At 59.9% G+C, this 24,077-nt stretch carries 26 protein-coding genes; 12 read left to right on the top strand and 14 right to left on the bottom strand.

Going from position 1 to position 24,077, the window contains the following annotated elements; translation table 11 throughout:
* Positions 1–5: 5 nt before the first annotated feature.
* The 10 genes from rpsO to RCH09_RS06455 form a co-directional block, all read right to left on the bottom strand.
* On the bottom strand, positions 6–275 hold the full coding sequence (gene rpsO, locus RCH09_RS06500) for a 30S ribosomal protein S15 (RefSeq protein WP_326940245.1): 270 nt from the start codon (positions 273–275) through the stop codon (positions 6–8).
* A 150-nt stretch (positions 276–425) separates the two neighbouring features.
* Positions 426–1,970, bottom strand: a complete 1,545-nt coding sequence (locus RCH09_RS06495) for a 2-isopropylmalate synthase (RefSeq protein ID WP_326940244.1) — start codon at positions 1,968–1,970, stop codon at positions 426–428.
* Positions 1,971–2,208: 238 nt separating this feature from the next.
* Positions 2,209–2,667: a peptidoglycan-binding protein LysM gene (lysM, locus tag RCH09_RS06490; RefSeq protein WP_326940243.1), complete on the bottom strand. Its 459-nt coding sequence runs from the start codon at positions 2,665–2,667 to the stop codon at positions 2,209–2,211.
* 85 nt (positions 2,668–2,752) lie between these two features.
* Complete coding sequence (gene pssA / locus RCH09_RS06485) at positions 2,753–3,625, bottom strand: CDP-diacylglycerol--serine O-phosphatidyltransferase (RefSeq protein WP_326940242.1); 873 nt, start codon at positions 3,623–3,625, stop codon at positions 2,753–2,755.
* Between the two features lie 86 nt (positions 3,626–3,711).
* The gene (locus tag RCH09_RS06480) at positions 3,712–3,888 is read right to left on the bottom strand and encodes a hypothetical protein (RefSeq protein WP_326940241.1); all 177 of its coding nucleotides are present in this window, start codon (positions 3,886–3,888) and stop codon (positions 3,712–3,714) included.
* Between the two features lie 7 nt (positions 3,889–3,895).
* Positions 3,896–4,645 carry an SIMPL domain-containing protein gene (locus RCH09_RS06475; protein WP_326940240.1) on the bottom strand — a complete coding sequence of 250 codons (750 nt, stop codon included), beginning with the start codon at positions 4,643–4,645 and terminating at the stop codon, positions 3,896–3,898.
* A 52-nt stretch (positions 4,646–4,697) separates the two neighbouring features.
* Positions 4,698–5,186 (bottom strand): Dps family protein, encoded by a 489-nt coding sequence (locus RCH09_RS06470; RefSeq protein ID WP_326940239.1) that lies wholly within the window; start codon positions 5,184–5,186, stop codon positions 4,698–4,700.
* A gap of 137 nt (positions 5,187–5,323) precedes the next feature.
* Positions 5,324–6,340: a ketol-acid reductoisomerase gene (gene ilvC, locus RCH09_RS06465; RefSeq protein WP_326940238.1), complete on the bottom strand. Its 1,017-nt coding sequence runs from the start codon at positions 6,338–6,340 to the stop codon at positions 5,324–5,326.
* A 36-nt stretch (positions 6,341–6,376) separates the two neighbouring features.
* Positions 6,377–6,868, bottom strand: a complete 492-nt coding sequence (ilvN, locus tag RCH09_RS06460; RefSeq protein WP_326940237.1) for an acetolactate synthase small subunit — start codon at positions 6,866–6,868, stop codon at positions 6,377–6,379.
* Between the two features lie 2 nt (positions 6,869–6,870).
* The gene (locus RCH09_RS06455) at positions 6,871–8,595 is read right to left on the bottom strand and encodes an acetolactate synthase 3 catalytic subunit (protein WP_326940236.1); all 1,725 of its coding nucleotides are present in this window, start codon (positions 8,593–8,595) and stop codon (positions 6,871–6,873) included.
* 514 nt (positions 8,596–9,109) lie between these two features.
* Here RCH09_RS06455 and RCH09_RS06450 point away from each other — a divergent pair.
* From RCH09_RS06450 to RCH09_RS06410, 9 genes are all read left to right on the top strand, one after another.
* Complete coding sequence (locus RCH09_RS06450; protein WP_326940235.1) at positions 9,110–9,679, top strand: RNA polymerase sigma factor; 570 nt, start codon at positions 9,110–9,112, stop codon at positions 9,677–9,679.
* A complete protein-coding gene (locus RCH09_RS06445; protein WP_326940234.1) occupies positions 9,676–10,080 on the top strand; it encodes a DUF3619 family protein in 405 nt (134 codons plus the stop codon). The genes RCH09_RS06450 and RCH09_RS06445 overlap by 4 nt, the downstream gene beginning before the upstream one ends.
* Complete coding sequence (locus RCH09_RS06440; protein WP_326940233.1) at positions 10,080–10,706, top strand: DUF3106 domain-containing protein; 627 nt, start codon at positions 10,080–10,082, stop codon at positions 10,704–10,706. The genes RCH09_RS06445 and RCH09_RS06440 overlap by 1 nt, the downstream gene beginning before the upstream one ends.
* 14 nt (positions 10,707–10,720) lie before the next feature.
* Positions 10,721–11,218, top strand: coding sequence for an RDD family protein (locus RCH09_RS06435; protein ID WP_326940232.1), 498 nt, complete (start codon positions 10,721–10,723; stop codon positions 11,216–11,218).
* A 90-nt stretch (positions 11,219–11,308) separates the two neighbouring features.
* A complete protein-coding gene (locus RCH09_RS06430) occupies positions 11,309–11,827 on the top strand; it encodes a hypothetical protein (protein ID WP_326940231.1) in 519 nt (172 codons plus the stop codon).
* A gap of 2 nt (positions 11,828–11,829) precedes the next feature.
* Positions 11,830–13,473 carry a GMC family oxidoreductase gene (locus RCH09_RS06425; protein WP_326940230.1) on the top strand — a complete coding sequence of 548 codons (1,644 nt, stop codon included), beginning with the start codon at positions 11,830–11,832 and terminating at the stop codon, positions 13,471–13,473.
* A 15-nt stretch (positions 13,474–13,488) separates the two neighbouring features.
* Complete coding sequence (locus tag RCH09_RS06420) at positions 13,489–14,430, top strand: esterase/lipase family protein (RefSeq protein ID WP_326940229.1); 942 nt, start codon at positions 13,489–13,491, stop codon at positions 14,428–14,430.
* Between the two features lie 30 nt (positions 14,431–14,460).
* Entirely contained in the window at positions 14,461–15,627 is a 1,167-nt protein-coding gene (locus tag RCH09_RS06415) for a M1 family metallopeptidase (RefSeq protein ID WP_326940228.1), read from the top strand.
* On the top strand, positions 15,582–17,102 hold the full coding sequence (locus RCH09_RS06410; RefSeq protein ID WP_326940227.1) for a M1 family metallopeptidase: 1,521 nt from the start codon (positions 15,582–15,584) through the stop codon (positions 17,100–17,102). The genes RCH09_RS06415 and RCH09_RS06410 overlap by 46 nt, the downstream gene beginning before the upstream one ends.
* A gap of 46 nt (positions 17,103–17,148) precedes the next feature.
* On the opposite strand, the gene RCH09_RS06405 is transcribed toward RCH09_RS06410, so the two are convergent.
* Positions 17,149–17,754 carry a TetR/AcrR family transcriptional regulator gene (locus RCH09_RS06405; RefSeq protein WP_326940226.1) on the bottom strand — a complete coding sequence of 202 codons (606 nt, stop codon included), beginning with the start codon at positions 17,752–17,754 and terminating at the stop codon, positions 17,149–17,151.
* Positions 17,755–17,882: 128 nt separating this feature from the next.
* Here RCH09_RS06405 and RCH09_RS06400 point away from each other — a divergent pair, with 128 nt between their 5' ends.
* The 3 genes from RCH09_RS06400 to RCH09_RS06390 all read left to right on the top strand — a co-directional run bounded on the left by RCH09_RS06400 (position 17,883) and on the right by RCH09_RS06390 (position 19,683).
* A complete protein-coding gene (locus tag RCH09_RS06400) occupies positions 17,883–18,353 on the top strand; it encodes a fasciclin domain-containing protein (protein ID WP_326940225.1) in 471 nt (156 codons plus the stop codon).
* Positions 18,354–18,415: 62 nt separating this feature from the next.
* The gene (locus RCH09_RS06395; RefSeq protein WP_326940224.1) at positions 18,416–19,087 is read left to right on the top strand and encodes a TetR/AcrR family transcriptional regulator; all 672 of its coding nucleotides are present in this window, start codon (positions 18,416–18,418) and stop codon (positions 19,085–19,087) included.
* On the top strand, positions 19,087–19,683 hold the full coding sequence (locus tag RCH09_RS06390; protein WP_326940343.1) for a TIGR00730 family Rossman fold protein: 597 nt from the start codon (positions 19,087–19,089) through the stop codon (positions 19,681–19,683). Before RCH09_RS06395 ends, RCH09_RS06390 begins: the two co-directional genes overlap by 1 nt.
* Before the next feature lie 94 nt (positions 19,684–19,777).
* On the opposite strand, the gene RCH09_RS06385 is transcribed toward RCH09_RS06390, so the two are convergent.
* The 3 genes from RCH09_RS06385 to RCH09_RS06375 form a co-directional block, all read right to left on the bottom strand.
* On the bottom strand, positions 19,778–21,922 hold the full coding sequence (locus tag RCH09_RS06385; protein ID WP_326940223.1) for an Ig-like domain-containing protein: 2,145 nt from the start codon (positions 21,920–21,922) through the stop codon (positions 19,778–19,780).
* 243 nt (positions 21,923–22,165) lie between these two features.
* On the bottom strand, positions 22,166–23,410 hold the full coding sequence (locus RCH09_RS06380) for a cystathionine gamma-synthase family protein (RefSeq protein WP_326940222.1): 1,245 nt from the start codon (positions 23,408–23,410) through the stop codon (positions 22,166–22,168).
* Between the two features lie 14 nt (positions 23,411–23,424).
* The gene (locus tag RCH09_RS06375; protein ID WP_326940221.1) at positions 23,425–24,072 is read right to left on the bottom strand and encodes an oxidoreductase; all 648 of its coding nucleotides are present in this window, start codon (positions 24,070–24,072) and stop codon (positions 23,425–23,427) included.
* Between the last annotated feature and the right edge of the window lie 5 nt (positions 24,073–24,077).

The raw sequence follows: 24,077 nt of genomic DNA, 5'->3' as shown, positions 1-24,077 counted from the left end.
GCTGATTATTTACGCAGACCGAGTTTTTCGATCAGTGAACGATAGCGTGTCGCGTCTTTGCCCTTGAGGTAAGACAACAAGCTTTTACGACGATTGACCATCATGATCAATCCGCGGCGGGAATGGTGATCCTTGGCGTGGGCCTTGAAGTGACCATTCAGTTCATTGATACGGGCTGTCAGCAGTGCAACTTGCACTTCCGGCGAACCAGTATCGTTTTGACCGCGTGCATTGTCCGCAATGATTGCGGCTTTGCTGGCTTTTTCCATCGACATGATTATTACCTTTCACATGCGGTGAGCGGAGTAGCTACCCCAGACACCGTGAACTACGATTAACGAACCTGACCAAAACGGCCAGAGGAGCAGTGTACAGCAAAGTTGACAGCTGTTCAAACAACGGCGGATTTCTCCTGCCGCCGAGTCCTATAGCTGCGGATTGACCCGTTCGACTTTCGAATGCAGCTTGTTCAGGGCCGACAAATACGCCTTGGCCGAGGCCACCACGATGTCCAGGTCGGCGCCGACGCCGTTGACGATGCGCCCTGCCTTCGACAGCCGCATCGTCACTTCGCCCTGCGACTGGGTCCCGGTGGTGATGGCATTGACCGAAAACAGCAGCAGTTCGGCGCCGCTGGCCGCTTGCGATTCAATCGCATTGACAATTGCATCGACCGGCCCGTTGCCTTCGGCCTGGCAGCGCACTTCCTTGCCATCAATCGAAAACACCACGTTGGCGCCGGGCTTCACGCCGGTGCCGGACTGCTGCGACAGCGAGACGAACTGGTAATACTCGTTATCGTGCGAATGGGCCTCGTCGGAGACAAGGGCCATGATGTCTTCGTCGAAAATCTCGGATTTGCGATCGGCCAGCTCCTTGAAGCGCACGAAGGCAGCGTTGACGTCGGCTTCCGCGTCGAGCGTGATGCCCAGCTCGTCGAGTCGCTGCTTGAAGGCGTTACGACCGGACAGCTTGCCCAGCACGATTTTATTGGCGGCCCAGCCAACGTCTTCGGCCCGCATGATTTCGTAGGTGTCGCGCGCCTTGAGCACGCCATCCTGATGAATCCCGGAGGCATGGGCGAAGGCATTGGCGCCGACCACCGCCTTGTTCGGCTGAACCGCGAAGCCGGTGATCTGCGACACCAGTTTCGAAGTCGGCACCAATTGGGTGGCATCGATGGCCAGTTCCAGATTGAAATGATCGCGCCGGGTGCGCACCGCCATCACGATTTCTTCCAGGGCGGTGTTACCTGCCCGCTCACCGAGGCCGTTGATGGTGCACTCGATTTGCCGCGCGCCACCAATCATCACGCCAGCCAGCGAATTGGCGACTGCCATGCCGAGGTCGTTATGGCAATGCACCGACCAGACCGCCTTGTCCGAATTCGGAATGCGTTCGCGCAGCGTGCGCAGCATCTGTCCATACAGCTCCGGCACCGCATAGCCGACCGTATCGGCGAAGTTGATCGTGGTGGCGCCTTCGGCAATGACGGCCTCGATGACGCGGCACAGGAAATCGACATCCGAGCGGCTGCCGTCTTCCGGGCTGAACTCGACGTCATCGGTGAAGTTGCGGGCGTAGCGCACAGCCAGCTTGGCTTGCTCGAACACCTGATCCGGCGTCATCCGCAATTTCTTTTCCATGTGCAACGGCGAGGTCGCGATGAAGGTGTGGATGCGTTTGCGTTCCGCCGGCGCCAGTGCCTCGGCGGCGCGGGCAATATCGCGGTCATTGGCGCGCGACAGCGAGCACACCGTGGCGTCCTTGATGATGCCGGCAATCGCGTGGATCGATTCGAAATCGCCCTGCGACGCGGCGGCGAAACCGGCTTCGATGATGTCAACCTTCAGACGTTCCAGTTGACGCGCGATGCGGATTTTTTCATCCTTGGTCATGGAGGCGCCGGGCGATTGCTCGCCATCGCGCAAGGTGGTGTCAAAAATGATGAGCTTGCCGGATGTGGACATGAAATGCTTTCGCTGAATAGTCGATCAAACTGCCGTCGCAACGATGACTCGCCGCGACAACAAAAATGGGAGATGAATGGGTTGTGCCGGGTCTGCCGCCACGCCGGGGATGGAGGCGCAGCATAACTCACTGGAAGTCGGGTCTGGATACGCAGTGACTGTCCCGGCATCGTCTGCGAAAACTATAAGGCCGATCCAGCCAAAGCGCAACAACGCAGCGTGTCTCGGGCGCGCGCGCTCAGGCAGGAATGCGCAGCACCTGGCCGGGATAGATCCGCTCCGGATCGGCCAGCATCGGGCGATTCGCATCAAGTACGCGGCGATACAGGCGCGCGTCGCCATACCATTGCGTCGCGATCTGCGCCAGGCTGTCGCCGCGCTGGACCGTGACCATGCGCGACGCGGGCGCAGGGGCTGCCACGGTGATGCGCTCCGTGACATGGGCGACGCCCCGGACATTGCCGCAGCTAAGCATGATCTTTTCGCGGCTGGCCTGATCCGGTGCGCTGCCGGTCACGGTGACCGTTGCGCTGGCGGCGTCGAAGGCCACCACAATCGTCTCGGCAGGCAGCTGTTGCGCCTTGATGTAGTCGACGATGGCCTGTTCCAGCGCGCGTTCGTTGCCGGCCAGATCGCGGTTGGCGTCGAGGTCCAGCAACTTCTCGCCGGCGCCCTTGACGAACGACAGCATGCCCATGGATGACTCCGTGTGACTGCAGGAGTCTTCCAGACTAGTCAGGCCGGTTCATGCCATTCTGATCCATCACAAGAGCGATGCGTGTTTACTGGTCCGCTTCGGCCTGGGCCGGCTTGTCGATCAGCTTGACCGGCTTGCCCTTGATCAGGCGCCAGACATAAATCACATAACCCGACAGGCCGTACGAGACGAACAGTCCGAACAGCCATTTGGGCGGATCGGTCGGCACCGCGACAAAGATCAGCACGATCAGCAGGGCCGCCGTGAACGGCACCGGTTTCTTGAAATTCAGGTCCTTGAAGCTGTAAAACGGCACATTGCTGACCATCGTCAGGCCGCCATACAACGTGATTGCCCAGGCATACCAGCTCAGGTCGCGCCCGGCGAAGCCCAGATCGTCCATCAGCCAGACAAAGCCGGCCACCATCGCCGCCGCCGCCGGGCTGGGCAATCCCTGGAAGTAGCGTTTGTCGACCACCGCAATGTTGGTGTTGAAGCGCGCCAGCCGCAGCGCCCCGCCGGCGCAGTATACAAACGCCGCCAGCCAGCCCAGTTTCCCCATGCCGCGCAGCGACCACTCGTACACGACCAGCGCCGGCGCAGCGCCGAACGACACCATGTCGGACAGGCTGTCGTACTGCGCGCCAAATTCGCTCTGGGTATTGGTCATGCGCGCGACCCGGCCATCGATGCTGTCGAGGATCATCGCCGCAAAGATGGCAATCGAGGCATTCTCGAAGTTCAGGTTCATCGCCATGACGATCGCGTAGAACCCGCAGAACAGGGCTGCCGTGGTGAACGCATTGGGCAACAGGTAGACGCCGCGACGACGCAGCATGGCACGCTTGCGCGCCTGCTCACCCTCTTGCTGGGCATTGTCCGAGTGGCGCTTGAAGCGCAGCATCGTTGCCAGCGCTGAGCCACCACGCTTCGGTTTGCGACGATTGAAAGATGCCATGCAGAGTCCGTTTCAGAGTAAGGCGACAAAAGGTGATTGCGTCCCAGCGTCGACATTCTAGTCGAGCCGCGCGCCTGCGCCGACGGTTATTGGCCCTCGTCGACCGATTTCATGCGTTGTTGCGTCTGTTGTTGCAATTGGCCTTCGACCCCGCGGGCCTTTTCCAGTGCGGCGCGCTGGGTCGCCAGCGGATCAGCCGGCGGCGTCGCCGGTCGGCAGCCGAGCAGACTGCCTGCCAATCCGAGCGCTATCAGGTGCCTCATCATCACGTTACCGGAAACGGATTTTTCCGACGATCTGCATGTGCAGCGTCGTTTCGCCCGGCTCGAAGCTGGGCTCTTCGACCGCCGCATTCTCGGCCGCCATGCCGCGCATCGACTTCATGGCCATCGGCGCGCCCGCTGGCATGACACCGACACTGGCGCCATCGAATTCCATCACTTCGATCACGGCATCGGCCGGCTTGCGGCCCATGGCGCGCGCTACCGACGCGATACGTGCCGTCAGATTGCGGTAGCTGGCTTGAATGCGCTCGTCATCGAGCTGGTGCGCGGCGTTGTCGCTGAGTGAAAAAGACAGGCCGTTGAGCGCCAGGACACGCTGCGCCGCGGCGACCGTTTTTGGCAACCCGGCCAGATTGGTCGTGACGACATCGAGGTACTGCCCGACCCGCCACGCCACCGGCACCCGCGCCTTGCCCGGTGTCTTTGACGGCTCGTCGGGATACACCGCAAAGGTGTAGTAGCCGCGCGTGGTCAAGGTCGCCTGCGGATCTTCGCGCTTGATGATCTCGGTGCCCTGCTTCATCTTTTGGTTCACGCGCGAGGCTGCTGCGGCCTTGTCTTTGTCCTGCTCCTCGACCAGCAGCGTGGCGTGAGCCTCGTCGTTGGCGTGCTTGACCTCGCCGTCGGCAGAAATGGCGACCAGCGTGCCGGTCGCCGGCGTAACGGCTTGCGCCTGTGCGCCAACAGCCGCGGCGAATGCGGCGATACAGAAAAATCCTCGTAGCAGTTGCGTCATCCTTGACCTCCAAAAAAACAATGCCAAAGTGTACGCCAGACTGGCACGAAAATTAGTCTTCCAGCAGGCTGCGCAACATCCATGCATTTTTTTCGTGCACCTGCATGCGCTGCGTCAGCAGGTCGCAGGTCGGCTGATCATTGGCCTTTTCAGCGATCGGGAATAGTGCGCGCGCAGTGCGGGCCACCGTTTCCTGGCCGTCGACCAGTTCGCGAATCATGTCCAGCGCTTTCGGCAACCCTTTGCTCGGCTTGATCGCCGTGAGTGCCGCAAACTGCTCGTAGGTGCCCGGCGCCGGCTGGCCCAGCGAGCGAATCCGTTCGGCCAGCAAATCGACAGCCAGCCACTGTTCGTTGTACAAGCCCATGAACATCAAATGCAGGGTCTGGAACATCGGTCCCGTGACGTTCCAGTGAAAGTTATGGGTTTTCAGATACAGAGTGTAGGTATCGGCCAGCAAGTGGGACAGGCCATCGACGATTTTCAGGCGGTCCTTTTCGTTGATGCCGAAATCGATGGCGGTGGTTTTCTTTGTGCTCATGGGAATGCCTTTATAAGAAAGTGGATGGAATGTTGTTCATCTTACTCCGGCCTGAATTCGCCCGTTGTGCGCTCGACGCAGCGTCTGCACGAAAAAAAACCGCGCACGTGGCGCGGTTTCCTGTTTGACCAGCTGGCTCAGTTTTTCGACTGGTCCACCAGTTTGTTCTTGGCGATCCACGGCATCATCGCGCGCAGCTTGGCGCCGACTTCTTCGATCTGATGTTCTGACGTCAGGCGACGACGCGAGATCAGGGTCGGCGCACCGGCCTTGTTTTCGAGGATGAAGCTTTTCGCGTATTCACCAGTCTGGATGTCCTTGAGGCACTGGCGCATGGCGTTCTTGGTGTCTTCGGTAACGATCTTCGGACCGGTCACGTATTCGCCATATTCGGCATTGTTCGAGATCGAATAATTCATGTTGGCGATACCGCCTTCATAGATCAGGTCAACGATCAGCTTGAGCTCATGCAGACATTCGAAGTAAGCCATTTCGGGTGCATAGCCGGCTTCGGTCAAGGTCTCGAAACCTGCCTTGATCAGTTCGACTGCACCACCGCACAACACGGCCTGCTCGCCAAACAGATCGGTCTCGGTCTCTTCGCGGAAGTTGGTTTCGATGATCCCGGCCCGACCGCCGCCATTGGCCATCGCGTACGACAGCGCGATATCGCGCGCCACGCCGGATTTGTCCTGATAGATGGCGATCAGATGCGGCACGCCGCCACCCTGCGCATAGGTCGAACGCACGGTGTGACCCGGAGCTTTCGGCGCGATCATGATCACGTCCAGATCGGCGCGTGGCACCACCTGGCCGTAATGCACGTTGAAACCATGGGCGAATGCCAGTACGGCGCCCTGCTTGGCATGCGGCGCCACGTTTTCGTTGTAGACCTGGGCGATGTTTTCATCCGGCAGCAGGATCATGATGACGTCGGCGGCTTTCACCGCATCGTTGACTTCAGCCACGTTCAGGCCGGCATTCTTGACCTTGTCCCACGATGCGCCACCCTTGCGCAGGCCGACGGTGACCTTGCAGCCGGAGTCGTTCAGATTTTGTGCATGGGCATGTCCCTGCGAGCCGTAGCCGATGATGGCGACATTCTTGCCTTTGATGAGGGAGAGGTCGCAATCTTTGTCGTAAAAAACGTTCATGGTAGTTCCTTGATGGTTTTGTTGGTTTTGAAAAAATCAGACTTTGAGGATGCGCTCGCCACGGCCAATGCCGGAGCCGCCGGTGCGCACCGTTTCGAGAATCGAGGCGCGATCAATCGAATCGATGAAGGCGTCCAGCTTGGTCTTGTTGCCGGTCAGCTCGATCGTGTAGGTCTTCTCGGTGACGTCGATGATGCGACCGCGGAAGATATCCGCGGTGCGCTTCATTTCTTCGCGCTCCTTGCCGACAGCCCGGACCTTGATGAGCATCAGTTCGCGTTCGATGTGCGCGCCTTCGGTCAGGTCGACCACCTTGACGACTTCGATCAGGCGGTTCAGATGCTTGGTGATCTGTTCGATCACGTCATCCGAGCCGCTGGTGACGATGGTCATGCGTGACAGCGTGGCATCCTCGGTCGGCGCGACCGTCAGCGTTTCGATGTTGTAGCCGCGTGCCGAAAACAACCCGACCACGCGCGACAGCGCCCCGGCTTCATTCTCCAGAAGTACAGAAACAATATGGCGCATGATTACAAATCCTCCGAGCCGAGCAGCATTTCCGTCAGACCCTTGCCGGCTTTCACCATCGGCCAGACGTTCTCGGTTTGATCCGTAATGAAATTCATGAAGACCAGGCGGTCTTTCATGGCGAAGGCTTCCTTGAGTGCGCCGTCGATATCCTTGGGGTCCTCGATCTTCATGCCGACGTGGCCGAATGATTCGGCCAGCATCGTGAAATCCGGCAGCGAATCCATGTAGGACTCGGAATAGCGCGAGCCGTAATCGATCTGCTGCCACTGGCGCACCATGCCGAGGAAGCGATTGTTGAGCAGAATGATTTTCGGCGTGAGGTGATATTGCTTGCAGGTGGCCAGCTCCTGGATGCACATCTGGATCGACGCCTCGCCGGTGATGCACGCCACGGTCGCGCCCGGGTTGGCCATTTGCACCCCCATCGCGTACGGCAGTCCGACACCCATCGTCCCCAGTCCACCGGAATTGATCCAGCGGCGCGGCTTGTCGAAGCCGTAATATTGCGCGGCCCACATTTGATGCTGGCCGACGTCGGAGGTGATGAAGGCATCGCCCTGCGTGATATCCCACACCTTTTGCACCACCGCCTGCGGCTTGATGACGATGTCGGAGGTTGGATACTTCAGGCATTCCTTGCCGCGCCATTCATTGATCTGCTTCCACCAGCTTGCCAGCGCAACCGGATTCGGCTTTTGCGACGCCGCCTCGGCCGTGTCAAGCTGCGCCAGCATTTCGATGAGCACGTCGCGCACATTGCCGACAATCGGGATATCGACCTTGACCCGCTTGGAAATGGAGGACGGATCGATGTCGATGTGGATGATCTTGCGCGGCGTCGATGAGAAATGCTTCGGGTTGCCGATCACGCGATCATCGAAGCGGGCGCCGATGGCAATGAGCACGTCCGAATTTTGCATCGCCATGTTGGCTTCGTAGGTGCCATGCATGCCGGGCATGCCGACGAAGTTCTCGCTCGACGAGCGGTAGGCGCCAAGTCCCATCAAGGTGTTGGTGCACGGGAAGCCCAGCTTGTCGACCAGCTTGTTCAGCTCGGCCGACGCATTGGCCAGAATGACGCCGCCGCCGGTATAGATCATCGGCCGCTCCGCAGCAAGCAGCAGTTGCACCGCCTTGCGGATTTGCCCGGCATGGCCCTTGTCGACCGGCCGGTAGGAGCGCATTTCGATTTCCTTCGGATAGTCATACACATGTTTGTGCATGCTGATGTCCTTCGGGATGTCGACCAGCACCGGACCGGGACGGCCGGTGGTGGCGATGAAGAACGCTTTCTTGATCGTCAGGGCCAGGTCCTTGACATCCTTGACCAGAAAGTTGTGCTTGACGCATGGTCGGGTAATGCCGACCGTATCGCACTCCTGAAACGCATCCTGGCCAATCGCGTGGGACGGCACCTGTCCGGAAATGATCACCATCGGGATCGAATCCATGTATGCGGTCGCCAGGCCAGTGACGGCATTGGTCACACCAGGGCCGGACGTAACCAGCGCCACGCCGACTTTCAGGGAACTGCGGGAATAGGCATCGGCAGCATGAATCGCAGCCTGCTCGTGTCGTACCAGGATGTGCTGAAACTTGTCCTGGTTATAGATTGCATCGTAAATATAGAGAACTGCACCGCCCGGATAGCCGAACACGTGTTCGACCCCTTCTTCGGCAAGACAGCGCACCAGTATCTCGGCGCCAGTGATTTCTGAACTCATGCAACATTCCTTTCAAGGTCCATTGGAAATTGATCGGATGCTTCTTCCTTGCGAACGAAAACGTTGTGGCGGGTCTCGGGCATTCCTTTTTTGTGCGGTTCCGGAGATTGTCGACAGGATCATTCGAACCTGCCTCAATATCGGTGCGCGCGACTCGTGCAGCCTGAGGGTCGACACATCTGTTTCGCGTTCTCGCGCTTGTGGCGCGGGTCAAAGCAAACAGCCTTAGATGTAAAGCGCGTCCTGGCGCTACGCGGCGTTGTGTGCCGAACGCGTCAGGACCATAATTCTCTGCGATGCGAGAGGGACACCTACGGTAATGCGTCGCACCATTTTGGTCAAGTCAAAAAGGATGAAATCCTTTTGAAATCAAGCGTTTTCCGCAAATATCGCGCACAGATGCAGGCTTTTTTGCTAGCATGCGCACAGTTTCTGACGCAGTTACAATTGCCGCTTCATTGAATCATCCCCACCGAAATTTTCTGGCAGCGCCGACAACGGCGTGCCGCTTTGCATGGCAACTGATAAAGAACTCTCCGATTTTCTCGAAAACGTCGAACGACGCGCGTTCAAGCAGGCCGTGTACGCGGTCCGCAAGGACGAAGCCGCCTTCGATATCGTGCAGGATGCGATGATCAAGTTGTCGCAAAGCTACGGCGACAAGCCACCGGCAGAATTGCCGCTGCTGTTTCAACGCATCCTGCAGAACACCATCCACGACTATTTTCGCAGGGAGAAGGTACGTAACACCTGGGTGACACTTTTTTCCAGCCTGTCCGGCAACAGCGAAGGCGGCGACGATTTTGACCTGCTGGAGCACTACACTGCGGAGGACGCATCGCAAGCCTCGGAGTCCAGCGCCGACAAGATTCAGCGCGAACAAACGCTCAATGCCATCGACCGCGAAGTACAAAAGCTCCCGAACCGTCAACGCGAAGCATTTCTGATGCGTTACTGGCAGGATCTTGACGTAGCCGAAACGGCTGCAGCAATGGGATGCTCGGAGGGTAGCGTGAAAACACATTGCTCTCGCGCGACGCACACTCTGGCTCAAGCGCTGAAAGCCAAAGGAATTACATTATGAATACCAAAGAACTGAACTTCGCCTACAAGGTGCGGCACGCTCTCAACGAGAATCTGGATAACTTGCCGGCATCGACGACGCAACGTCTGGCGGCGGCTCGCCGCAAGGCACTGGCAGTCAAGCGCGATCATGCGCCATTGCATGCACTGGTCAGCGAAACCGTCTTCGCCGGAGGCATCGGCGGCTACTTTCAACAGCCCAATCGTTGGTTTGCCCGCCTTGGAACCATCCTTCCACTGATCGCACTGATCATTGGCCTGACCGGCATGTTCCAGTTCGAAAAGCAGAAACGGATCAATGAGACTGCAGATATCGACGCCGCAGTGCTGGCCGATGAATTGCCTCTGTCTGCGTACCTCGATCATGGCTTTAGTGTCTACCTGGCCAGACAAACGGACTGATGATGCATGGTCGTTTCATCCTGCCAGGCGCCGTGACGGCAATGTTGTTGTGCGCAGCGCTGATCACGTTCGCCGCGCCACAAGCAACGACGCCGGCGGTCGATCCGAAATCTGCACCGGCTCAATTGGTTTCGCGCCCCTGGTGGTCCGAACTGACTGACGCACAGCGCGTCGCCCTGTCGCCGCTCGCCGCAGAGTGGAACAATATGGAGCTGTTCCGCAAGAAAAAATGGCTTGAGATCGGAAATCGTTTCACGACAATGAAACCGGAAGAGCAGCAGCGCATGCAGGAGCGCATGCGCGAATGGGCCAAACTGACCCCTGATCAACGTCGCGTGGCGCGTGAAATTTATTCCCGGACAAATAAGCTCGATCCCGACCAGAAATCCGCGCAGTGGCTGGATTATCAGCAACTTCCCGAGGAAGAAAAGAAAAAGCTTGCTGCCGATACCGCAGCAAAAAAGCGCGTCGCCAATCTCCCGTCCATCAATACCAAGCCGGTCGACAAGACCGCTGCCGATAAACATCCGGCAGGTACGCTGGCCGCGCCAGTTTCCGCGGCAACCCCTGCGCCGCTGGCGGTTCCTGCGGCGCCGGCGTCCGCCCCACCTGTCCCCGTCAAATAAAAGCGATGCCCACCATGCCCGGTCCATCTGGCGCCCCATCGGTGCAGCGCCGCCTTGCCGTGATCGTCTATGAAGCAATGCTTCTGTTCGGCGTTTTGTTCATTGCGGGCTGGATCTTCGGCACCTTGCTGCAACAGCGCCATGCGCTTTACCTGCGCGAAGCCCTGCAATACTGGCTGTTCTTTGTCATCGGTATTTATTTCGTCTGGTTCTGGAGTCACGGCGGCCAGACGCTGGCAATGAAAACCTGGCATGTGCGACTGGTCACGGCGGACGGTGGTCCGGTGCCTGTCCTGCGCGCCGCGGCACGCTATGCGCTTAGCTGGATGTGGATCTTGCCAGGTTTGTTGATCGCTGCGCTGATGCATGCCAAAGGGTGGATGCTGGTCCTGATTCCGGCAGCGAACATCGCCATCTGGGGCGGACTGTCACTGCTTGATCCGGCGCGACAATTTTTGCATGACCGGCTGGCGGGGACACGGATTGTCGGCGTTCCGGTTCTGAAGAAATAATCACCGTGTAGAGTCGCACCTCTGTTCCTGTTCACCATGCGAAGCTGTTTCGTGCAGTACACTGCAAAAAAAACATGAGACAGCGCACCCATGACTCTGCACAAATCCCGCCGTACCTTTCTCAAAGCCGGTCTCGTTGGCGCCATCGTACTTTCGGCGGCTGGCGCGCTTTATCGCCTGAACATACCGAAACCGCCTCCCGGTAAATTCGCGCTCGACAGCGCCACGGCAGCAGCGCTGTCAGCAATTGTTCTGGTGATCCTCGACGGCGCCATTCCCCCAACACCAGCAGCCGCGACGCAAGCCAGTGCGCGAGTGTGCGACGCAATTGCCGGGCTGCCGCTTTCGACCCAAAAGGAAATCCAGGATTTGTTCGGCCTGCTGACGCTCGGCGTTACACGGCGCTTGCTCGCCGGCGTTCCCGACCAATGGCAAGACGCCAAGCCAGCCGACGTGGCCGCCTTTCTGCAAAGCTGGCGCACCCATCGCATCGGCATGCTGCAAAGCGCCTATGCCGCGCTGCATGATCTGATCCTCGGCTCCTGGTACACCAACGAAGCAAGCTGGAGCGCAATTGGCTATCCCGGACCACGCAAGGAATTGAGCTGACAATGGCGCTTCCGACCACGCACGCCAACCCGATCCACGATCCCATCGCCGCAGGGCTGGCCGCCGGCTGGCACGTCACCGACGCGTCGACGCTCACCAGCGACCGCATTCTCGAAGCCGATGTAGTGATCGTCGGCAGCGGGGCCGGTGGTGGAGTCACCGCCGAGATCCTGACACTGGCAGGATTGAAGGTGCTATTGATTGAAGAAGGCGCCCTGAAATCGTCGCGGGACTTCAAGATGCGCGAAGCCGATGCGTATCCCGCGCTGTATCAGGAATCGGCCGCGCGAAAGACCCGGGACAAGGCCATCAATATTCTTCAGGGCCGTACCGTTGGCGGTTCAACGACGGTCAACTGGACATCAAGTTTTCGCACGCCGGACGGCACGCTAACGCACTGGCAGCAGCAGTACGGCCTCAAGGGATTTACCACGTCCGCATTGGCGCCATGGTTTTCAATGATGGAACAGCGCCTCACTATTGGCGACTGGCAGACCCCTCCCAACGAAAACAACGATCTGTTGCGGCGCGGCGCCAGCCGGCTCGGCATTCCGACGGAGGCAATCCGGCGCAACGTCAAGGGTTGCTGGAACCTGGGGTATTGCGGCATGGGCTGTCCGACCAACGCCAAACAATCGATGCTGGTGACCACCATTCCGTCGGCGCTGTCGAAAGGTGCCAGCCTGCTGACGCGGGCGCGGGCCACCAAACTCGTCTTCAAGGGCGACCGGGTCGACAGTTTGCTATGCGATGCGCTGGACGGCTCGGGCTTGTCGGCCAGCGGCATTCGCATCGTGATTCGCGCCAGACATTATGTGATCGCCGGTGGCGCCATCAATTCACCAGCACTGCTGATGCGATCGCAGGCACCAGACCCGCACAATTTGCTCGGCAAGCGCACCTTCCTGCACCCTACCGTGATTTCGTCCGGCCTGTTTGAGCAGGAAGTGAACGGCTTTGACGGCGCACCGCAAACCGTCTACTCGGACCATTTCATGCACGCCGATCCGATCACCGGCCCGATCGGCTACAAACTCGAGGCGCCCCCGCTGCATCCCCTATTGTTTGCGACGACGATGCAGGGTTTTGGCGCGCAGCATGCGGCGATGATGAAGCAATTTGCGCACACCCATGCCATGCTGGCCCTGCTGCGCGACGGGTTCCATGCCGAATCGATTGGCGGCAGCGTGCAATTGGCTGGCGACGGCGCGCCGGTACTTGACTACCCGACCACCGATTTCTTGTGGAATGGCGTGCGCCGCGCGTTACTGTCAATGGCCGAGATCCAGTTTGCCAGCGGCGCCAAATCGGTCTACCCGGTACACGAGATGGCGCAAGGCTACAGCACCTGGGCGGCGGCCAAAAAGGCCATTGCCGAGCTGCCGCTCAAGCCGCTCCTGACCCGGGTCGTGTCGGCGCATGTGATGGGCGGTTGCGCAATGTCCGACGACCCGTCGCTGGGCGTCGTGTCATCTGCCGGCCGATATCATGGAATGACCAATCTGTCGGTGCACGACGGGTCACTGTTCCCAACATCCATCGGCGCCAATCCGCAGCTATCGATCTATGGCATCACCGCCATGCTCGCCAGCGGCCTGGCACAAACGCTGACCGGAAAACCAGCGCCCCGGCTGGTAGCGACTTGAAGGATCCTGATTGACATGGTTGCCCGCATTACCCGGCTCTTGATCGTTGTGCAGTGCTTGATCGGTATTGCCCTGTTCTTCCTCTGCCTCAAGGTGCTGCACCTGCACAGCGTGTGGATGGCACTGGCCATCAGCGTGCTGTTCGTCGCGGTGGCGCGGCTGTCGATTACCGCCAACAGCTTCCTGCTTGCATGGATCTATCGCAGCGAGACCCCGAGCGAATTTCGCATCACCTGGCAACAGGCGACGCGACTGTTCCGCAGCGAGTTCAACGCCAGCATGATTTCATCGAGCTGGAGCATGGCATTCCGCACCTTCGACAAGCGCCCGGCCGCGCATCCGGTCGGCCTGCCGGTGTTGTTGATTCATGGCTATGGCTGCAACAGCGGCTATTGGAACGGGATGAGCAAACAACTCAGCGATGCCAACATCACCCATCACGCGGTCAATCTGGAGCCGGTACTGGCCGATATCGACAGCTACGTGCCGGCAATCCACCAGGCCATCCGTACGTTGCTCACCGACAGCGGCAGTGCGCAAGTGATCCTGGTGGCGCACAGCATGGGTGGCCTGGCCTGCCGCGCGTATCTGCGCGAACATGGCAGCGCGCACATCGCCAAAGTGATCACGCTTGGCACGCCGCACCGTGGCACCGGACTGGCCAATTTCGGGGTCGGTGAAAATTCGAAACAGATGCGCTGGAATGGCGATGTCGCCGGCGGCGGCGCCAGCGATTGGCTCCGCCGACTGGAAGCGGCTGAAAGTCCGGCGACGTACGCCTTGTTCGTCTCCATTTACTCGCATCACGACAACATCGTGTCGCCGCAATTGTCATCCCACCTTGAAGGCGCGACGAATATGGCGTTTCACGGCATTGGGCACGTTGCGCTCGGCATGGACACGTCGATTCAGGCTTGCGTCATTGCGCAGGTGCTGGCCATCTCAACAACGCGATAACACGCACCCGTCAACCTGTCAGGACACACAATGCCCCGTATTTTGCTTTCTGCCGCATTCTTCGCGCTCACCGGACTTGCCGATGCCGCGTCGGCAAAGCCAGCCCCCCTCCTCACACCGACGGCAACCACGTCACAATTGCCGCGCAACGTGCGCCCCTCGCACTATGCGGTCTCCACCACACCCGACAAGGCCGCATCCAGCTTCACGGCGCAGGTCGTTATCAGCATCGACGTGCTCGCACCGACCTCGACCATCACCCTGAATGCCGCCGAACTGACTTTCAACAGCGCCAGCCTGCTCGCAGCGAATGCCAACACGTCACCCGACCCGGCCCGGATTTCACTCGATGCCGACAACGAAACCGCGACCTTCACGTTCGCGCATCCGATCAGTCGCGGGAAATATCGTCTCGCGCTCAACTACACCGGCTTGATCGGCACGCAGGCGGCCGGCCTGTTTTCACTCGACTATGAGGTTGCCGGCGTCAGGCAGCGGGCGCTGTATACGCAGTTCGAAAATTCCGACGCCCGCCGCGTGATCGCCTCATGGGACGAGCCTGCCTACAAGGCCACGTTTGCACTTGAGGTCAACCTGCCCGGCGATGAGGTCGCGGTCAGCAATATGCCGATCGAACAGTCGACGCCCCAACCCGGTGGCCGCAAGCTTGTCAGGTTCGCGCAGTCGCCGACGATGTCGACCTATCTGCTGTTCTATGGCCAGGGCAACTTCGAACGCGCATCCGTCCGGGTCGGCGCCACGGAGCTTGGTCTCATCACCAAACCGGGCGTACTGCCCCAAGGCCAGTTCTCGCTGGAGGCCTCGGCGGCGGTGCTGCGTGAATACAATGACTATTTCGGACTGCCCTTTCCACTCCCGAAGCTCGACAACATTGCCGCTCCCGGTCGCAGCCAGTTTTTTGGCGCGATGGAAAACTGGGGCGCCATCTTTACGTTCGAGTACGGGTTATTGCTCGACCCGGCCATCTCGACGCAGCTCGACAAGCAGCGCGTGTTCACCTTCGCCGCGCACGAAATCGCACATCAGTGGTTCGGCGATCTGGTGACCATGCAATGGTGGGACGATCTCTGGCTCAATGAAGGCTTCGCGTCATGGATGGAAGGCCGTACGACGGCGCTGCTGCATCCGGAATGGCATACCGCGTTGGCATCATCGATACGCGCGAGCGCGCCATGAGTCTGGATGCGCTCGACAGCACGCATGCCGTGGTTCAGCACGTGGCGACTGCCGCGCAGGCCAGCCAGGCGTTCGATGCGATCACCTACAGCAAGGGCGAGGCCGTTATTCGCATGCTTGAAAATCATGTTGGCGCCGAGGCCTGGCGTGCTGGCGTGCGCGCCTACATGAAACGCCATGCGTATGGCAATACCGTCTCCGACGACTTGTGGCGGGCGCTGGAGCAGACCACTGGAAAACCGATCATGGCGATCGCGCATGACTTCACGCTACAGCCGGGGGTTCCGATGATTCGCGTCGCCGATGTCAGCTGCAAGGCCGGCAATTCAATCATCACCCTGACCCAGGCCGAATTCAGCCGCAGCCAGCCAGACAAGAAGGCGTTGGGATGGCGCGTGCCGGTGACGCTGCAGGTCGGTGCATCCGGACCGCCGGTACAGGCGTTGGTCCGGAATCAGAAGGCCGTGGTGCGTGCGCCGGGTTGCGGCGCCGTGCTGGTCAATGCGGGTCAGACCGGGTATTACCGCACCCTGTACGAACCGACCAACTTCGCTGCGCTGGTGGCAAATTTCGGTGCCTTGGCGCCGGTCGACCAATTGGGCCTGCTGGCCGACACCGCCCAGCTCGGGCTGGCGGGGCTGCAACCGTTGTCGGATTTCCTCGCGCTGGTTGACGCCACGCCGCTGTCGGCGGAGCCCAAGGTCTGGAGTGAAATTGCCGAAGTCTTCGCCGCCATGGATCGCTACTACGCCGGCGACACGACCCGTCAAGGCCGCTTCCGACACTTCGCCCTGGCACGTCTGACACCGATCATGGCGCAACTTGGCTGGATCGCCAAGGCAGGCGAACCTGATGCGATTGCACCGATCCGGGAACAGCTGGTGCTGGCCATGAGTGCGCTTGATGATCAACCCACCATTGCCGAAGCACGCCGGCGTTATGCCAGTAACGACATCGGCAGCGCCGCGTTGCGCAAGATGACCCTGTCCGTGCTGGCCGAACATGCCGACAGCGCGACCTGGGAGAAATTGCGGCGCGCGGCGCAGACCGAGACCTCCACCGTCGTCAAGGTGCAACTGTACGATTTGCTGGCAGCCAGCAAGGACGACACGCTTGCGCGGCAGGCATTGGAGCTGGCCTTGACCGATGAACCGGGCCTGACCACCAGCGCAGGCATGATTCGTCGCGTCGCCGATTACCACCCGGATCTGGCATTTGATTTTGCCATCGCACACCGTGCCAGCGTCGATCTGCTGGTCGATATCACGTCGCGCAGCCGGTACTTCCCCGCACTGGCTGTGAATTCAGCCGATCCGGCCATGCGCAAAAAACTGGTCGCCTATGCGGATGCCTATCTCACGCAGGATGCGCGTCGGGAACTTGATATTTCGGTTGCGAAAATTACTGACAGGATTCGGGTACAGGACGCCCCGCTGCGCTCAATCGATCGCTGGCTCGAGCGCAATCCGGGTTGAAGTCGCCACCCCGGGCTACCGACAGCCCGGGTCAGATTGGTCGGTCTCAGCAGACCCCATCGAAACAGGTGGCCAGCATGAAATCGACAATCGCTGCGTCGGAGTGCACGCCCATCATCTTCAGATAATCGACGCTCGGATCGCACGAGCGCGCGTAGATCGTCAGCAGGATCACTTCGATCGGCAGATCCTTGCGCATCGCGCCCGCGTTGCGTGCGGCGTCAATCAGCGCGCCCAGCAATTCATTGAGATCGACCACCTTGCTGACGTACTGCGCATTGTTGAGCAGCGAATCGCGCAGAAATCTGTTGTCAGATGGCAACGTTGGCAGCCCGCCCTGCAGGCGTACTTCCATCGCCCACCGCAGGATGCCGCGCAATTTGTCGATCGCCGGCATGTCTTCCGGCAAGTCGCGCACGTGCGCAATGGTGTTTTCGATCAAGCCGATCATCGCCACTGCAGCCAGCGCCTCCTTCGACGGAAAGTGCTTGTAGAGACTGGCCTTGGCAATGCCGACTTCTGCTGCGACCTCGTCCATGGTCATCAGCTCATAGCCTTTTCGTGCCAGGAGCCCATGTACCGCCTCGATAATGGCAGCCTCACGAACGATGAGTTGTTGCTGTTTGAACGAACGTTTCGGAGCTTGGGTCATTGAGAAGATTTCTGCCGTACGGAATCAGGTTGAACTTTTTTGATTATATGACAACTGACCTACGGTGATTCCGACTACCCCGCTCGGATCAATTGTTCCCACATTGTGCATCATTCAGGAGAATCCGCATGCCATTCCGTTCATTGCCCCCCGCGCTGGTGGCGCTGCTGTTTGCCGTGTCGGCATCCACTGCCGGCGCCGCCAACCTCGTTGACACTGCCAATTCGGCAGGTACTTTTCGTACCTTTCTGGCCTCGGCCAAGGCGGCAGGCCTGACCGATTCACTGCAGAACCAGGGCCCCTTCACGATCTTTGCACCGAGCGATGCCGCTTTCGCAAAATTGCCGCCCGGAACAGTTAATGCGCTATTGAAGGACAAGGTCCGCCTCGCGCAGCTCATCACCCATCACATCATTCCGGGCAAAATCCTTGTGTCCGAAGTCAAGCCGGGTCCGGTCAAAACCATTCAGGGCGACCTCGTCACGCTCACCTCGGACAATGGCAAAATTACTGTCGATGGCGCCAATGTGACGCAGAGCGATCTGACGGCTGACAATGGTGTCATTCAGGTCATCGACACGGTGATCATGCCGAAATAATCGGCATCGCGCCGGGCGATTCTTCGGTGTTATCCTAATGCAAAATTCAGGACCACGCCTTCATGACCACGCCTCTCAAAGTACCGCGTCGCACGCGCGAACGCATTCTGGAATTATCGTTGCGGCTGTTCAACGAATTTGGCGAGCCCAATATCAGCACCACGGTCATCGCAGACGAACTGCATATTTCTCCCGGCAACCTGTACTACCATTTCCGCAACAAGGACGACATTGTCAACTCGATCTTCGCCCAGTTTGAAGGCGAGCTTTCGCACATGCTTGCCGTGCCGGTCGGACGCCGTCCCAACATCGAGGACGTTTGGCAGTATCTGCACTGGATGTTCGAACTGGTCTGGCGCTACCGCTTCTTTTACCGCGACCTGAGCGATCTGCTGTCGCGCAATCGCACGCTGGAACTGCAATTCAAACGCATCATGGCGCACAAGATCAAGATCGCCGGTGCGCTGTGTCAGGGCATGCGCAGTGACTCGGCGCTGGCGGCTGACGACCTCGAAATTGATGCACTCGCGACCAATATGGTGGTGGTGGCGACATACTGGTTATCGTACGAATACGTCTGCAATCCACGCAATTATTCGGAGCCACAGGCGATGGCCGATGCACTGGCGCGGGGTTGCTATCAGGTGCTGTCGCTGATCAAGCCGTACCTGCGCGGCGAAGCCCAATTGTTGTTCGAAAGACTGGCCGAGGCCCATCGGGAAAAGCTCAAATGATCCAGTCCGTTTGTGTGTATTGCGGGGCCTCGGCAGGCAACCTGCCAGCCTATGCCGAAGCGGCCCGTGCGCTGGGACGCAACCTTGCCGAGCAGCACATTGCGCTCGTCTATGGGGGTGGCAATGTCGGTTTGATGGGCACCATCGCCGATGAAGTCATGCAGCACGGCGGCGAAGTGACCGGCGTCATTCCCACCGCCCTGCTCAACAAGGAGATCGGCCACGCCGGATTGACGCGCCTGCATATCGTCAAGGACATGCACGAACGCAAGGCCCTGATGGCAGAGCTGTCGGATGGATTCATCGCGATGCCGGGCGGAATGGGCACCATGGAGGAGCTGTTTGAAGTGATGACCTGGTCGCAACTGGGATTTCACGACAAGCCGATTGGCTTGCTGAATGTCGAAGGCTTCTACGACGGCTTGATCAGCTTCGTCGATCACACGGTGCGACAAGGATTCCTGCGTGCGAACCACCGCGAATTGATGATGGACGACACCGATGGCGCGCGCCTGATTGCCCGCTTCAAGGAGTGGGTGCCTGGCCGGATCGAAAAACTGTTACCGGCCAGGGCAGCCAGCACACTGCTGCCCTGAGCGGCTCTGGCGTGACCGCCGGTGACACGCCAAACTGGCGCTACCGCGTCACCGGCAATTTCCTGCGTTGCGTATTCCCGTCACAAGACGTCCGTCAGGGAAGGAAGTTCAGACCTTCCGGCAGCGGCAGACTGGACGGCACTTCAAAGAACGGCCCGGCGCCGTCAGGATCAATCACCACCGTACCGCCCGACTGGAAGAACACGCCGATCTGCGTTTGCGCGCCGACTGCGTATGCCGCCGTGGCAGCACTGCCGATATTGGTCAGAAACGTATGCGGATTTTTTGGCACGGCAGGATTGGCGGAAAATGCCAGGTCGTTGCGATACTGCACCGCCACATCAGCCAGATCGCCAGCACGGATGATCGCCGTGGTGGTCGGGTTCGGCACCGTTTCGTCGCCGCGCGCAAACTGGAACAGCACCGGCTTGGCAGCATTGCCTGGCAGGGGTTGCTTGCGGATAAACGACGCGTACGAGACCGGATTGCCGGCTTGCTGGGCCCACTCGAAACGGTCCAGCGTCAGCTGGATCGGCAGCGCACCCGCGACAGTGTTGACCAGCGGCGGCAGGTTGCGCAGCGGGATGTTTTCGTTGAACGCGATGCCACTGGGATCAGCGACATTGATCAGCGACGGAACACGCGTTGCCAGCGAAATCCCGGTCAGGGGACGGAAGGCGCCAAGCCGGGCGACTTCGGTGATCGACCCACCCGCGACGTTGGGCACGCCAGCGCGAATATTCGGTTCGACGCCGAGGAAGATCGTGCCGTAAATGCCACCGAAGGACTGGCCGCTGTAATAGATCCGCGCCGCATTCAGGTCAACGGTGCCGTCGCCATCAATGTCCATGCCGACCTCCACTTCGCGCACCAGTTGCATCAGGTCGACCACCGTTTGACGCAAGCCATCGCGATTGCCGACCAGCGTGTATGGTGCGGCCGCATTGACGCCTTCGGTCGAGTCGATGGCGCCATTGCCATCCTGATCGAAGCCGCGCCCTCCGGCTGGTACCACGACGGTGGCCTGTCCGGCGCGTTGCACGTCAAGCGTGCCAAGCGCACCGCCACCGTGGCCGACCACATTCACCGACAAGGTGGCGATTCCGCGCGACGCCAGCACCGACGCGACTGTCCATGGCGCGCCATACATGCTGTCAGTAAAACCGTGACCGAAGATGGCGACCGGCCATCCACCGGCCGGTTTTGGTCCTGCCGGTACGAACACCTGGAAGATCAAGCCGTTGGTACCGTATTGACGCGGCAGCTCATGCATGGTGCCCACTGCCGGAATGATTTGCGCGGGACTTTCAAAATTCGGTGAGCTGAATTTTCCGTAGGCGATTTGTGCAATCGCGCCGGGAATCACACCCAGTGCGGCCATCGGCAAATCTGACGGGGCGTACGACGGAGCGGTTCCGACCTGCCGATTGAAACGGATGCTGGTGCCGCTAACCGGAAACACTGCCCTGGTGGTGCCGCCGTTGCCAACCATGAAACTGGCCGGCGCCGGTGACGAGTGCTTGATTTTTTTCATGATCTTGAACAGGTCGGCGGAAATGCTCTGCGTGGTGAACAGGCTCGCCGCGACCACTTTGCCTCCGCCCGGAATCCGAATGCGCATGGCGTCGCGCAGTTCGTTGCGGTAGTCGCGCCCATCACGCTCATCGCGGTCATCGCGATCGTGTCGGCCATTGCCGCGATGATCGTCGTCGTCCAGATCCAGGGCCTTGAGCTTTTTACCCTGCGCGTCGCGTACACCATCGGTGACGACCAGTGCGTAGCGCGAATGCTCCTGCAGCAGTTGATCGGATTCGAAGGCCAGCGTTTTGGTGCTCGGGTCCCATACGATTTGATTGATGCCGACACGCTGGCCCGCGCCTGCCCAGCTCAGCGTGTCGCCCAGGTTGACCAGAAAAATCGTGTTGCTGTTGACGGTACCGGGATCAATATTGCCAGTGAAGGGAATGGTTATCCGTGGCTGGGTTGAAAAACCGTCGAGTGTGTTGAGGACGCGGATATCGGCGCAATCGCTCGGTCTGGTGGTGCAGTTGGGCAGTGGCAGTGCGACCCGGCGAAAGGTATTTTGCGACCAGTCCGGGACGGTATATCGATTACTTGGGAATGGATTACCTGCAGGATCGGAAAAGTCGTATCTGACGCTGACGCCGTCGGCGAGTGCCGTTAGCGGGACCGCGAGGAAAGCCAACACCGCCAGCCGGCGGATAGGTAGTCTGAACATGAAAGTCTCCAGTTAAGATTTTTTTATACCCCGGCTCCTGCCGCCATGCAGGCTTGTCAGGCAAGGCCGTGGCCGGATCAGCCTACCTGAACCGTAGCAATTTTGTCAACTATTGGAGGATTTATTGCGAAAGCGCAGCGACCGTGGCGACACGATGCACAGCGACAGCGTTGGACGTCAGTCGGCCGAACCGGCAACGCGGGGGGCGCCCGGGCGGTTCTGGCTGAAACAATTGAACTGACGTTATCGGGGCGCGAGCGCCTGTCGGAAATCCTCGACCAGATCGGCCGTATCCTCGATACCGATCGAGACGCGAATCAGGGATTCGGCGATGCCCATGGAGGCCCGCCGCTGTGCGCCCATTTCGTAAAAGATGGTGTGGGCGACCGGAATGACAAGCGTGCGGGTATCGCCCAGATTGCTGGCAGGGATCGCCAGTTTGAGCCGATTCAGATAATCGAAGCAGTCGACATCGGCGCGCAATTCGAAGCTGAACAGACTGCCGTAGGCGCGGAACAGATCGGTCGCCAGCGCATGCTGCGGATGCGATGGCAAGCCGGGATAATGCACCGCTGCCACGCGCTCATCGGCTTCCAGCATGCGCGCGACCGCCAGTGCGTTGCTGCACTCCCGCTCCAGTCGCAGCGCCATCGTCTCGGCGCCGACTGCCAGATGATGTGCCGCTTCCGGACCAAGCGACCCGCCAAAATCGCGCAGGGCCTTGGCGCGCAATTGCGCCAGTCCCCACTGATTGATCGCGGCGCGCTTGTAATTATCGAAAATATTCGGGTACGCGCCCCAGTCGAACAGACCGGTGTCGGTCAGGCTGCCGCCGAGCGCATTGCCGTGGCCACCGATAGACTTGGTCAGGGCATTGACCACCAACCCGGCGCCAACCGATTTCGGCCGAAACAGATACGGCGAGGTCATCGTGTTATCGACGATATACAGCAAGCCGTGTCGGGCGCAGAGTTCGCCAATCCGCTTCAGGTCGGCGATCTGGGTGCGCGGGTTGGCGATGGTTTCGACGAAGACGACGCGCGTGGCCGGCGTCAGCGCGGCTTCAACCGCATTGACATCGGTGGCGTCAACGAAACTGACGTCAACGCCCTGTCCAGCCACGGTTTGCCAAAGGCTGTTGGTATTGCCAAACAAAAAAGCGGACGACACCACATGGTCGCCCGCGCGCAGCAATCCCTGCATCACGGCGGCAATCGCCGCCATGCCGGTGCTGAAACACAGTGTGCCCAGACCGTCTTCCATTTTCGTGAGCTTGTCTTCGAGCGCGCTGACGGTGGGATTGCCCTGCCGGCCATAGCGATAGCCGGGTTGCTTGCCCTGGAACACCGCGGCCAGCTCGCGCGCGTCGCGGTAACCGAACGCCACCGAGGTATGAATCGGCTTGTGCAGGGCGCCATGCTCGATCGGCTTCTGGCGGTCGCTGTGCAGGATGGTGGTAGTGAAACCGTATTTTTTTGGGTCAGTCATGGTCAGTCCGATACTCAGGCCAATTGCAGTTGGTCAGATTCGATCACGTGGACGCTTTGCCGCTGGAGGCCGACGGCAGTACGCATGGCGCGCGCCACTTTGTCGACCTGCACCGAGCGATATTTTTTTGGCAAAAGGAAGTTCACGACCGTCATCAGCAGCAGCGCAATACGCTCGGCCGGCCGCGATTCGTGGCGCGCGCCGTCCAGCATCGAGGGCCGCACGATCGTCACGCCATGAAAGCCGAGCGATGCCACCGCGCCTTCCATTTCGCCCTTGATCCGGTTATAGAACACGCGCGATGCGGGATTGGCCGCCATCGCCGACACCACGGCCAGCTGGGTCGCCCCTGCCACGCGCGCGCGCCGTGCACTGTCCACGACATAGTCGAAATCAACCCGTCGGAAGGCTTGCTGGGAGCCGGCGGTGCGGATGGTGGTGCCGAGACAGCAGAACAGTGCATCGCAGTCTGGCCAGGCGGCATCGGCCAGATGCTCGAAATCGATGACGTGCTGCCGCACTTTGGCCGAGCGCAGTACGGCAAATTGCGCGTCATTGCGGCGCACCATCAGATGTACTGCCGACCAGGCCGGGTCCGCCGTCAGCTGGGCCACCAGTTCGCGCCCGACCAGACCGGTTGCACCCACCACGCAGGCAATCATGGCGC

The organism is Actimicrobium sp. GrIS 1.19, assembly GCF_035984655.1.
In the GTDB taxonomy this organism is placed as follows: Bacteria; Pseudomonadota; Gammaproteobacteria; order Burkholderiales; family Burkholderiaceae_D; genus Actimicrobium.
The sequence above is the reverse complement of the archived record's forward strand: the minus strand, read 5'-3'. Positions and strand labels throughout refer to the sequence as shown.